This window comes from Sphingobium mellinum (assembly GCF_037860795.1).
GTDB lineage: Bacteria > Pseudomonadota > Alphaproteobacteria > Sphingomonadales > Sphingomonadaceae > Sphingobium > Sphingobium mellinum.
Genome location: NZ_JBANRK010000004.1, coordinates 131,179 through 143,510 on the forward strand (window position 1 = coordinate 131,179; position 12,332 = coordinate 143,510).

Annotated in this window: 8 protein-coding genes, 1 tRNA gene and 1 pseudogene; 3 read left to right on the forward strand and 7 right to left on the reverse strand. The window is 62.8% G+C overall.

Features of this window, described 5'->3' with window-relative positions:
• Positions 1–112 precede the first annotated feature (112 nt).
• From AAC640_RS08500 to AAC640_RS08510, 3 genes are all read right to left on the reverse strand, one after another.
• Positions 113–733, reverse strand: a complete 621-nt coding sequence (locus tag AAC640_RS08500; RefSeq protein WP_340265688.1) for a ParB-like protein — start codon at positions 731–733, stop codon at positions 113–115.
• Positions 733–2,334, reverse strand: coding sequence for a SulP family inorganic anion transporter (locus AAC640_RS08505; RefSeq protein ID WP_340265689.1), 1,602 nt, complete (start codon positions 2,332–2,334; stop codon positions 733–735). The genes AAC640_RS08500 and AAC640_RS08505 overlap by 1 nt, the downstream gene beginning before the upstream one ends.
• 80 nt (positions 2,335–2,414) lie before the next feature.
• Positions 2,415–2,558 carry a hypothetical protein gene (locus AAC640_RS08510; protein ID WP_340265690.1) on the reverse strand — a complete coding sequence of 48 codons (144 nt, stop codon included), beginning with the start codon at positions 2,556–2,558 and terminating at the stop codon, positions 2,415–2,417.
• Between the two features lie 95 nt (positions 2,559–2,653).
• Here AAC640_RS08510 and AAC640_RS08515 point away from each other — a divergent pair.
• Positions 2,654–2,989, forward strand: a pseudogene (locus AAC640_RS08515) (hypothetical protein); the annotation flags it as partial.
• A gap of 48 nt (positions 2,990–3,037) precedes the next feature.
• Complete coding sequence (locus tag AAC640_RS08520; protein WP_340265691.1) at positions 3,038–4,039, forward strand: LLM class flavin-dependent oxidoreductase; 1,002 nt, start codon at positions 3,038–3,040, stop codon at positions 4,037–4,039.
• Positions 4,040–4,392: 353 nt separating this feature from the next.
• On the opposite strand, the gene AAC640_RS08525 is transcribed toward AAC640_RS08520, so the two are convergent.
• Positions 4,393–4,479 (reverse strand) — tRNA-Leu (locus AAC640_RS08525).
• A gap of 149 nt (positions 4,480–4,628) precedes the next feature.
• Between AAC640_RS08525 and AAC640_RS08530 the strand changes: the two genes are divergently transcribed.
• Positions 4,629–5,111: a hypothetical protein gene (locus AAC640_RS08530; protein WP_340265692.1), complete on the forward strand. Its 483-nt coding sequence runs from the start codon at positions 4,629–4,631 to the stop codon at positions 5,109–5,111.
• Positions 5,112–5,164: 53 nt separating this feature from the next.
• Here AAC640_RS08530 and gltB read toward each other — a convergent pair whose 3' ends face one another.
• The 3 genes from gltB to AAC640_RS08545 all read right to left on the reverse strand — a co-directional run bounded on the left by gltB (position 5,165) and on the right by AAC640_RS08545 (position 12,226).
• Entirely contained in the window at positions 5,165–9,700 is a 4,536-nt protein-coding gene (gene gltB / locus AAC640_RS08535; RefSeq protein WP_340265693.1) for a glutamate synthase large subunit, read from the reverse strand.
• Positions 9,701–9,800: 100 nt separating this feature from the next.
• Positions 9,801–11,252: an NAD(P)-dependent oxidoreductase gene (locus AAC640_RS08540; protein ID WP_340265694.1), complete on the reverse strand. Its 1,452-nt coding sequence runs from the start codon at positions 11,250–11,252 to the stop codon at positions 9,801–9,803.
• Positions 11,253–11,416: 164 nt separating this feature from the next.
• Positions 11,417–12,226, reverse strand: a complete 810-nt coding sequence (locus AAC640_RS08545) for an undecaprenyl-diphosphate phosphatase (protein ID WP_340265695.1) — start codon at positions 12,224–12,226, stop codon at positions 11,417–11,419.
• Positions 12,227–12,332 lie beyond the last annotated feature (106 nt).

The following is a 12,332-nucleotide window of genomic DNA, read 5'->3' on the forward strand; positions in this document are numbered from 1 at the left end:
CTGATATTCTGCGGAACCTTCAGCGAGCGGGGACGTCAAATCGACTGTTGGTTCTCATGAACCACCGCCGAAGACATCGATATGTTGATCTACAAGTCTCCGAGGAAAATCGTTATTCGGCGCGGCCTGCCCAACCGGGAAGGTAGGCCGCCTCCCTCGATCGCGCGAGGTTCAGCGCGGTGCCAAGGCAAGCATCGAGACCATCGCGCAGACGGGCGGGCCTTATCCGCTGCCGGAGAAAATTGGCCCAGAGAAATTCAGCGTACAGGATGTCGACCTTGGCGTAGCCCCCCGCGCGCCGTAGCTCTCCGGCAAGTGAGCGATAGGGATCGTCGGCGAGCTTGCCGATATGTTTGGGAAGCGCGTCATAGCCCTGCCGCCGCCCCTTTTCGTCAAAGGGATGGAGCCAGTTGCGATTGTCCATATAGGTCAGGAAAGCGGTGCTGCTCAGATGCCCCAGGTCGGCAACTACGCTGACCAGCACATGGATCACGCCCTCTTCATGCAGGGCGCGGGCGAGGTGATGGTGATCGACCATCCAGCGTCTGTCCTTGGGACCGATAACGACCGGGATCATGTGCCGTCCCAGGAAATCTGGCCGGTCGCGATCCGCGCGGACGCTCCATTCATGGCGTTTGCGCGCCACCTCGATCAGGCCCACGGTCATCTGTGTCGGACGCAGTTCGGCCAGCTCGACCGAATGAAGCAGGGGTTCCGGACTGTCATGCGACATCATTGTTTCTCCTGTCCCAGAGCCTTCACCGCATCATCGACGCTGTAGCTGCTTCGCGCGATCAGATTGCCCACGCCCGCAGTCTGCATCAGGTCGCGTACATGATCGCGAACCCGCGCCAGTTGTAAGCCGATGCCGCGCGCCTTCATCAGCGTGTCGAATTCGATCAGCGCGTCCAAGGCTGTGCTGTCCAGGTCGAAGCTCTCCTCAAGGCTTAGGACAAGTGCGCGTCGCTCGGGCTGCGCGGCCAGAATTTCCGCCACGCGGCCGAGTACGCGTTCGGCATTGGCGAAAAACAGCGGCTCGGCGGGGCGCACGATCATGATGCCAGGCGGACTGGCCGCGTCGGGATGACGGAGGAGGTCGACATAATCATGGCCCGACCCGAGTTGGCCCAGTTGGCTCAGCTGCGGCGCTGCCAGACGCCGGATCAGCAGCACCAGGGACAGCGCAATGGCCAAAAGCATTCCATCGAGCACACCCAGCACCAGAACGCCTACCGCCGCGCCCAGTGCCGAAACACTATCCCGGCGGATGCGCCAGAGGCGGAGCAGCGGCGTCGGATCGAGTGCATGGAGCAACGCAACCACGACTACCGCCGCCAGCACCGGTTGCGGCAGGCGTGCGACAAGTGGCATGGCAAGGAACACCAGCGCAGCAAGTGCGCCGGCCGCAGCCAGTCCGGTCCAGCGATTTTGTGCCCCAGCCGCTTCGGCGGCCGACCCGGCGGAAAAGCCTGCCCCCACGGGCATGCCCTGCACCAGGGCGGCAGAGATATTGGCCAGCCCCAGAGCAGCCATTTCGCGATTGGGTTCCACCCTGTCGCCATGGCGCAGGGCGAGGGTGCGCATCGTGCCCCAGCTTTCGGCGAAGAGGATGAGGACGATGGGAATTGCGAGCTGGATCATCCGGGACAGCTGGTCCCAGCTCGGCAGGACGATGCCCTCCCAATGCGGTATCAGGTCGATCATGCCCACGCTCGCCACCCCCCGGGCGGGCAGATCGAGCCACGCTGAGGCGCCGATTCCACCGACAAGGACAATGAAAGCGCCCGGCAGGGATGGCATGCGTCGTAGCAGTAGCAGCGCTGCCAGAGCGGCTAGCGCCGTAATGATGCTGGCGATGTCCCAGTGCGCGACGGAAGCGAACAGGGCCAGCAGCAGCGCGCCGACGCTTGACTGATGAATCGGCAGGCCGACAATGACCGGCAACTGTTTGATGATGATCGTGATCGCGAGACCAAAGGCGAAGCCCCGGAGCACCGGCCGCGATATGAAGCTGGCGAGGCCGCCCAGCCGTGCTCCCGCCAGAAGGCAGAAGATAGCGCCGACCATGGCAACGACGAGCGTCGTGGCGACGGAATGGACGCCCGCCTGCGGGGGAAGGGCTGAAAGCGCCGCCGCGAGGATCGCGGCCGAGGACGAGGTGGGGGAAATGATGGCAAAGCGGCTGCGTCCCAGAACCACATAAGCGGTCGCACCGGCGATAGCTGCCAGTATCGCGCGTTGTGGAGGCAAGCCCGCTATGCCGGCATAGGCGATCGCTTCAGGCAGCATGAGCCCCGCGAGCGACAGCCCGACGATGGCATCACGTCCCTGCATGTTCGGACATCCTCTGCAACGCGGTCCCCTGGCGTAACGGTATTTCTCGCAAGCAATGCGTCGGGCCGCAAGAGCCGCAGTTAAATCTGGGCGGAGGGCAATGGCGGGAAACGCCAGTGCAGGATCGTCTCGATCGACCAGAATGCGCCTTCTGCCTCCACCAGATGGTCGGCATGGGACAGGAGCAGGATGGCGTTGCGCGCGGCAATGCCGAGCAGCGTCACAAACCCGACCAATGCGCCGAGAGACAGTGTTCCCCGTCAGTGCGATCCGGTAAAGTGCATGCCTTCGGTCACGCGCACGATCATGGCTAGCCAAAAAAACGTATTCCAACATGGACACCAGCCAGGATTTGGGCGCGGAAATGCTAAAGGCCTGTTCCAACCAGACTATCGAGCACATCAAATGGCGTGACGCGAACCCTGACGCTCCTGTGCTCGATTTGAGTTTTCGCGAAGTGACCCAGGACGGCCCTGGCACGGTACAGAAAATCTACGACTTCCTCGGGATGGATTTCTCCGAGGCCTCGCGGGCAAATATCCAGGCGTGGGAAGATCGCAATCCGAGGGACAAGCACGGCAGGACTTGCTATTCTCCAGACGAGATCGGCATGAGTGACGAGGAAATCCGGGCGGCCTTTTCGCCTATGGAATGATCGTCGCAAGTTATTGCCGATGGATCATATTTTAGAAAAGAGCGCATCATGCTAGAGTTCTGGTTGCGATATGATCTGCGGAGTCCCCCCTTCGGGGTCGGCTCCACCGATCTGGCGCGTGCCGCCATCGAACAGGTGGAATGGGGCGACAGGCACGGCTTTCACAAGGTGGAGCTGACCGAGCATCACGGCACGCCCGACAATGTCAATCCATCGCCACTCATCATCGCCGCGGCGATGGCGAGCCGTACCTCGGTCATCCGGTTTCAGCCCTCCGCGATCATCCTGCCACTCCATGATCCGATCCGGATCGCCGAAGATTGCATCATGGTGGACATCGTCAGCAACGGACGCCTAGATGTGACGCTGGGGCTTGGCTACATGCCGTCGGAATTTGAGATGTTCGGTGTGCGCCTGAAAGATCGTGGTGACCTTATGGACCGCAAGTTGGATGCGCTTGGACGCGCCCTGAAGGGCGACACGTTCGAATATGACGGACGGAATATCCATGTTACACCACGGCCGGTGCAGGAAGGCGGTCCGAAACTGTTCATTGGCGGCGGGGTTCTGGCCACGGCGCGACGGGCTGCTAGATTCGGCGATGGTTATTATCCAATGACCTATCGGACCGACTTCGTGGAGGAATATCATCGCGCCTGCGCCGAGTTCGGCAAGGCGCCGGGCCGGGTGATCCATGGCGCAGGATCGACAGTCCTGCACATTGCCGAGGATCCCGACGAAGCTTGGGCCACGCTCGCACCTTATGCGCTTCACGAAACGAATTCCTATGCGGAAAACGCGGCGAAAACCGGTCAGACACTTCATCAGAAAGCCGCCGGATCGGCGGAGGCGCTTCGCAAATCTGGCAATTATATGGTCCTGACCCCCGACGAAGGCCTGACCTATTGCCGCGAACAACGCGACCTTGGCCGCCATATCGCATTAAATCCGCTGATCTCAGGCATCGATCCCACATTTTCTTGGCAGAGCCTCGAACTGATTGCGAACAGGATCATTCCTGCGCTCAAGGCAGACGATGCTGTCGGCTGATAACCGACGGCCGGGCGGACCTGATGGTTTGTTCACCGATGGCATCACGGATATGATCCGGTTGGATCTTCTACGCAATAAGTGGCAAGGTTCGCTCCAATTGAAGGTAAGCGGGATCGAGCGTGCTCTTCCATGCACGGCCGGTCTAATTGATCATCCTTATGGCCCGTGCAGCTACGGCCAGAATGCAAACGGTTCGGAGATCCTTGAAAGATCGGTTCCCATGTACCGACGTCAGCCCCAATGCGTCCCCGAGTTGGGACTCTGTTGCCTCTAGATGAAGGGCGCGGAACTGCGCCACGTCACGAGTACAGGGCGCCCGAAGGCGAAATCAGCTACCTTGTCAGACTGTTTGGTGCGGTCGAGAAGACTCGAACTTCCACGGCCTTTCGGCCACAACGACCTCAACGTTGCGCGTCTACCAGTTCCGCCACGACCGCACATTCAAAGGGGAACCGGCGGGGCCGGCACCTGGCAGGAGCCGGCCCTTAGCAAAGGCTTTGTTCCCATGCAACAACCTATCGTGATGCGCGTTCCTTTTGCGGGAAGACGATAGCGGGTCGTCCGACCGCGAAAGGAGTGGGCTGCGATGTCGGCGCGATTCTGGTTGTTCAGTCTGGCAAGCGCCGGCGCGGCCCTGGTCAGCGGACTGGGACTTGGCCTGTATGCCACTACGCCGCCACGCGACGCCACGCCCGACGCGGAAATATCATTCCCGGCTACGCGCGACAGCGGCGCGCCAGGCTATTCGGCCGATCTCAACGGACCCACTGAGGTCAGCTGCAACGGGTGCGGCCCTACGCTGGCACAGCGGCAGATGGCATCGATGATGGGGGGATGGGACGGGCATGATGACCCGGTGGTGAAGGAGTATATGGCTCAGGGGAAGAACAGCCCGGAAGACCTGCTGCCCGATGACTATGCCACGCCAGTTCCGCCACCAAGGCATTTGTCACCGAATGTCGAGCGGTTCGCGGCGGGCGATGCAGCGGCGCCGGAGCCTGTCCAATTGGCCCATGCTCCAGGTGGGGTAATTGACGATGTCGTCCTTCCGGCCGGAGGCTCATATTGACAAGTCGGACCGGTAGAGGCGGCGAGACTTCTCTCGCCGCCTACTGACACAGCTTATTCCGCCGCCACCATTTGCGCGGACGCATGGCTCAGCGGATGAGCCAGGCGGTCGACCATTTCCTTCGGGCAGACCTGCCAAAAATAGCGGCGCCAGCGATCCCAGTCGTCAAGGATGGTATTCGACCATTTGCTGTCGGTGGAAACGGCATGTTCGGCGATCAGCGCCTTGAGCTGCGCCTCCCAATGGGCGCTTTCTAGCCGCTGCCAGATGATGCTTTCCGGATTGGCCCGTTGCGGGAAGCTGCCATCCTCGTCAAGGATGAACGCCATGCCCCCGGTCATGCCCGCGCCAAAATTGGCGCCGGTCCGGCCGAGGATGACGGCTGTGCCGCCTGTCATATATTCACAGCCATTGGCGCCGCAGCCTTCGACCACGACCTGCGCGCCGGAGTTGCGAACGGCGAACCGCTCGCCCGCCTGGCCCGCCGCGAACAGCTTGCCTGCCGTCGCGCCATAGAGGACGGTGTTCCCGATGATCGTGTTGTCCTTGCTCGTCAGCGGCGAGGAAACGGTCGTGCGTACGACGATCTTGCCGCCCGACAGTCCCTTGCCGACATAGTCATTGGCGTCCCCGAAGACTTCCAGTGTGATGCCCTTGCACAGGAAGGCGCCCAGCGACTGGCCCGCCGAGCCGCGTAAGCGTACGGTCAGGTGTCCTTCCGCCAGCGTCGACATGCCGAAGCGATCGGTGACGGCCGCCGAAAGGCGGGTCCCGACGGCGCGATGCGTATTGCGGACCGTGTAGGTCAGCTGCATCTTCTCGCCCCGCTCGAAGACGGCCCTGGCATCGCGCATCATCTGCGCGTCGAGGCTGTCGGGCACCTCGTTGCGCCACGCGTCCAGGCTGAAACGGCGCTGATTATCGGGCGCGTCCACCTTCGCAAGGATGGGGTTGAGATCGAGGTCGTCCAGATGTTCGGCACCGCGATTGATCTGCCGCAGCAATTCTGTCCGCCCGATCACCTCGTCCAGGCTGCGATAGCCCAGGCGAGCCAGAATCTCGCGCACTTCCTCGGCGATGAAGGTCATGAGGTTGATGACCTTCTCGGGCGTGCCCGTAAACTTCTGGCGCAGACGCTCATCCTGCACGCAGATGCCGACAGGGCAGGTGTTCGAATGGCACTGGCGCACCATGATACAGCCCATCGCCACCAGCGACAGCGTGCCGATTCCATATTCTTCCGCGCCCAGGATCGCGGCGATCACGATGTCGCGCCCGGTCTTGAGCCCACCGTCGGTGCGCAGCTTGACGCGATGGCGCAGGCCGTTGAGCGTCAGCACCTGATTGGCTTCGGAAAGCCCCATTTCCCAGGGTGTGCCGGCATATTTGATAGACGTCTGGGGCGATGCGCCGGTGCCGCCGACATGGCCGGCAACCAGGATGACGTCGGCATGGGCCTTGGCCACGCCGGCCGCCACTGTGCCGATCCCGGCCTGACTGACCAGCTTTACGCAGACGCGCGCGCGGGGGTTGATCTGCTTGCAGTCGTAGATGAGCTGCGCGAGATCCTCGATCGAATAGATGTCGTGGTGCGGCGGCGGCGAGATCAGCGTCACTCCGGGCGTCGAATGGCGCAGCTTGGCGATGAACTCCGTCACCTTGAAGCCGGGCAATTGGCCGCCCTCGCCGGGCTTCGCGCCTTGCGCGACCTTGATCTCGATCTCCTCGGCCGACCCCAGATATTCGGCATGGACGCCAAAGCGGCCCGACGCGATCTGTTTGATGACCGAATTGGCATTGTCGCCATTCTCATAGGGCTTGAAGCGCGCGGCATCTTCGCCACCCTCGCCAGACACGGCCTTGGCGCCGATGCGGTTCATCGCGATCGCCAGCGTCTCATGCGCTTCGGGGCTGAGCGCGCCGAGCGACATGCCCGGCGTCACGAAGCGCTTACGGATCTCGGTGGTCGCCTCGACCTCGTCGATCGGCACTGCTTCGCGCGCGAAGTTGAACTCCAGAAGGTCGCGCAGATAGACCGGCGGCAGGTCACGCACGCCGCGCGAGAACTGCAGATAGGTCGAATAGCTGTCGGTCGCGACCGAAGTCTGGAGGAGGTGCATGAGCTGCGCGGAATAGGCATGGCTCTCCCCCCCATTACGCTGGCGGTAGAAGCCACCGATGGGCAGGCGCGCGGCCGACGCGTCATAGGCCGCGTCATGGCGCAGCTTCGCGCTGTAGTGCAGGGAGGCATAGCCTTCGCCCGAAATCTTCGCGGGCATGCCGGGGAAGAGGTCGTTCACCAGTGCGCGGGACAGTCCCACCGCTTCGAAATTATAGCCTCCCCGATAGGAGCTGACGACCGCGATGCCCATCTTGGACATGATCTTCAGCAGGCCTTCGTTGATCGCGGTGCGGAACCGCTCGAAACACTGGTCCAGTGCCAGATCGCCGAACAGGCCGCGTGCGTGGCGGTCAGCGATGCTCGCTTCGGCCAGATAGGCGTTCACGGTCGTGGCGCCGACGCCGATCAGCACCGCGAAATAATGCGTGTCGAGCGCTTCGGCGCAGCGCACGTTGATGGAGGCATAGCTGCGCAGGCCCTTGCGGACGAGATGCGTATGCACCGCCGCCGCGGCCAGCACGCCGGCAATCGCGATCCGGTCCTCGCCGACATGCTCGTCGGTCAGGAAGATTTCGGTGCGGCCTTCGCGCACTGCCTGCTCAGCTTCTTCACGGATGCGAGTGATCGCGGCGCGCAACTGTTCCTGGCCGCCTTCCGCCGGGAAGGTACAGTTGATTTCCGCGACGGCGGGGCCGAAATGGGCCTTGAGCCGCGCCCATTCCGACGATGTGAGCACCGGCGATTCGAGCACCAGAACATGGCTGTTCTGCGCGTCCTGCTCCAATATGTTGTGCAGGTTGGAAAATCGGGTGCGCAGGCTCATCACATGCCGTTCACGCAGTGAGTCGATCGGCGGGTTCGTGACCTGGCTGAAATTCTGGCGGAAGAAATGGCTCACGGTGCGCGGCTTGTCGGAAATGACGGCCAACGGGGTGTCGTCGCCCATGGAGCCGACAGCTTCCTTGGCATCTTCCACCATCGGGCTGAGGATAAGCTCCATATCCTCCAGCGTCATGTTGGCGGCGACCTGGCGGCGCGTCAGCTCTGCCTTGTCCCATGCCGGCAAGGCACTGCTGGCCTGGGGCAGGTCCTGAACCGTCATGAAATCCTTGATCAGCTCGGCATAGGGTCGCTCGCCCGCGATGCGATCCTTGATCGCGCGGTCGTCGTAGATTTCGCCTTCGTACAGATCGACAGCGATCATCTGGCCCGGACCCATGCGACCCTTCCTGACGATCGTGGTCTCCGGGACGACGACCATGCCGGTTTCCGATCCGACGATCAGCAGGTTGTCGCCGGTCAGGGTGTAGCGCAGCGGACGCAGGGCATTCCGGTCGACGCCGGCCACGACCCAGCGGCCGTCCGTCATCGCAAGTGCGGCCGGGCCGTCCCACGGTTCCATCACGGAGGCGAGATATTCATACATGTCGACATGGGCCTGCGGCGTTTCGTTTGCCGCCTGTGATGCCTCTGGCACCAGCATCAGCTTCGCGGTCGGCGCGTCGCGGCCAGACCGGCAGATCGCCTCGAACACGGCGTCAAGCGCGGCGGTGTCGGACGCGCCCGCCGGGATCACAGGCTTGATGTCCTCCGAATAATCGCCAAAGGCCAGCGAGGCCATCTTGATCTCGTGGCTCTTCATCCAGTTCTTGTTGCCCCGGATGGTATTGATCTCACCATTATGCGCGAGCGTGCGGAAGGGCTGTGCCAGCCACCATTGCGGGAAGGTGTTGGTCGAATAGCGCTGGTGGAAGATGGCGACGCGGCTCTCGAACCTGTCATCCTGAAGGTCGGGATAAAAGACCGACAGCGATTCGGCCAGGAACAGGCCCTTGTAGATGATCGAACGGCACGACAGCGAGCAGATGTAGAAATCCTGGATCTGCGCGGCGATCACCTTCTTTTCGATCCGGCGGCGGATGAGATAAAGGTCCTTTTCGAACTCGGCCTGATCGCGCTCCTCCGGCATTGGCCCGGCGATCATGATCTGCTCGATCTCGGGGCGCGTACGCTGCGCCTTCTCGCCGATGACGGAGACGTCGACCGGCACCTGCCGCCAGCCATAGATGGTGTAGCCCGCGTCGATGATCTCGCTCTCGACGATGGTGCGGCAGGTTTCCTGCGCCGAAAGATCTGTGCGCGGCAGGAAGATCATGCCGACGGCAAGGCGATTGGGCAGCGGCTTGTGGCCCGAATCAGCGATGGCGTCGTCAAAGAAGCGCACCGGCAGGTCGACATGGATTCCCGCGCCGTCACCGGTCTTGCCGTCGGCATCGACCGCGCCACGATGCCACACCGCCTTGAGCGCATCGATCGCGCTGGCGACGACGCGGCGGCTCGGGCGGCCATCGGTCGCGGCGACCAAGCCTACGCCACAGGCGTCGCCTTCCATTTCGGGGTGATACATGCCCTCGGCGGCAAGGCGCGCGCGCTCTTGGGGGCTCGCCATATAAGATGTGCTGGCCATGAATGCCTCCTCGTCGTTCCGTTCGGGTCGAGCTTGCCGAGAATGCCTGCGCCCCGTTCTCGACAAGCTCGAACTGAACGGGTGGGAATGGGCCGGTGTCCTAGGCGGCGACCTGCTGGCCTGCCGCTGCCTTGGCCTTCGCTTTCAAATAGCGGTGCATATGTTCGGTCACGTCGCGGCCGTCGCGGATCGCCCAGACGACCAGCGAAGCGCCGCGGACGATGTCGCCGGCGGCGAACACGCCGTCCACTGACGTCATCATCGTCTTGTGATCGACCCGCAGGGTGCCCCAGCGCGTGACGGACAGATCTTCCGCGCCGAACAGCCTGGGCAGTTCCTCCGGATCATAGCCCAGCGCCTTGATGACCAGGTCTGCCTCCAGCGTGAATTCGCTGCCCGGATCGGATTCGGGCGCGCGGCGACCAGACGCGTCGGGCTGACCCAGGCGCATCTTCGTGACCTTGACGCCCGTCACCTGTTCCGTGCCGTCGAAGGCAATGGGCGCGGAGAGCCAGACGAACTCGACGCCTTCCTCCTCGGCATTGGCGACTTCTCGCTGCGAACCTGGCATATTTTCCCGGTCGCGGCGGTAGAGGCACTTCACCGAAGTCGCGCCCTGGCGGATGGCGGTGCGGACGCAGTCCATCGCCGTGTCGCCGCCGCCGATGACGACGACTTTCTTGCCATTGGCGTGCAGCGACCCGTCCTCATGCTCGGGCACGACATCCCCGAAACCAGCCTTGTTTGAAGCCGTGAGGAAATCCAGCGCCTTGACCACGCCCCTGGCGCCGACCCCAGGGGCCTTGATGTCGCGCGGCTTGTAGACGCCGGTCGCTATCAGGACAGCGTCATGCCTCGCGCGCAGATCATCCAGGCTGGCGTCACGGCCGATCTCGAAATTGTCATGGAAGATGATGCCGCCGTCCTTGAGCCGCTGGACACGGCGCATGACGATATCCTTTTCCAGTTTGAAGCCGGGTATGCCGTAGGTCAGCAACCCGCCCGCGCGATCATGCCGGTCATAGACATGGACGTCATAGCCCGCCACGCGGAGATATTCCGCGGTTGTCAGGCCCGCTGGTCCCGACCCGATGACGCCGACTGACTGGCCGCGCGGCTGGCCGGGCACCAGCGGTTCCACCCAGCCTTCGCTCCAGGCGGTGTCGGTGATGAACTTTTCGACGCTGCCGATGGTGACGGCGCCGTGGCCGGAAAATTCGATGACGCAGTTGCCCTCGCACAAGCGGTCCTGCGGGCAGATGCGGCCGCAGATTTCCGGCATCGTGCTGGTCAGGTTCGACAGTTCATAGGCTTCGCGCAGCCGGCCCTCCGCCGTCAGGCGCAGCCAGTCCGGGATATGGTTGTGGAGCGGGCAATGGGTCGAGCAATAGGGCACGCCGCACTGCGAGCAGCGCGAGGCCTGCTCCTCCGCCCTTTCCAGCAGGAAGCTGCGGCTGATTTCGAGAAAGTCGTCAGCGCGATCGTCGGCGGCCCGCTTGTCCGGATAGGCCTGGCCGGTCCCCACGAATTTCAGCATCGGATTGTCAGCCATGAACGAACTCCCCAATTGAAGAGGAAATTTCCATAGCAGAAAAACCGGCCGAGTCACGGGGATTCGGACAGATAGGTTATATAGGGTGACCTATATTCGGACTATTTTTGCAACGCCTTGGCGATAGCGGCAGCAAAAGGGCGAAATAAAGGGCCGATACGGCCTTATCTCAGCGAAAGCCACAGTAGGGCGCCGAGTCCCGCGACGATTCGATACCAGGCGAAGGGCACGAAGCCGTGCCTGGAGACGAGACCCACGAACCATCGAATCACGATCAGCGCGACGATGAATGCGACGACGAACCCCAGCGCGATGCTGCTCCACCCGACCGTTGCGGAGGTGATCTGGTCACCCTTCTTCAGAAGCTCCAGCGTCGTCGCGCCCAGCATGGTCGGGATCGCGAGGAAGAAGCTGAACTCGGCGGCGGTGCGCCGTTCCACCCCCAACGTCAGCGCGCCCATGATTGTCGCGCCCGAGCGGCTGACGCCCGGAATCATGGCAAGGCATTGGATCAGGCCGATGCCGATGGCGCGGAAGAGCGGGATGTCGGCAATGCCATGGAAGCGGTTTTCCTTGACCATGCGCTCGACCGCCAGGATCGCCACACCGCCCACGATCAGCGCCCAGGCCACGACCTTGGGCGCGCCAAGCAGCTCCTCAATATATTTGTGCAGCGCGAGGCCAATGACAGCCGCCGGAATGAAGGCGACAAGGAGATTGCGCAGGAAGCGCCAGCTCGTCGGCTCGTTTCGCAGCAGCCCCATGCCGACCGCCCAGAAGGTCCGCCAGTAGAGCACCACCACCGCCAGGATCGCGCCCAGCTGGATGACGACGTTGAACATCGACCAGGTGGCCGCATCATAGCCGAGCAGTTCGCTCGCGAGGATCAGGTGGCCGGTCGACGATACAGGCAGGAATTCGGTCAGCCCCTCGACGATGCCGAGCAGGATGACCGTGAGATAATGCAGGTCCATGGGCGTTGCAGTCCTCGCATAAGGAAAAGGCCCGCCCCGAACGGGCAAGGCCTGGGCTGGCCGCGCCTATTGAGCAGATGCGAAAGAGCGGCGCAATGCGGGAGAG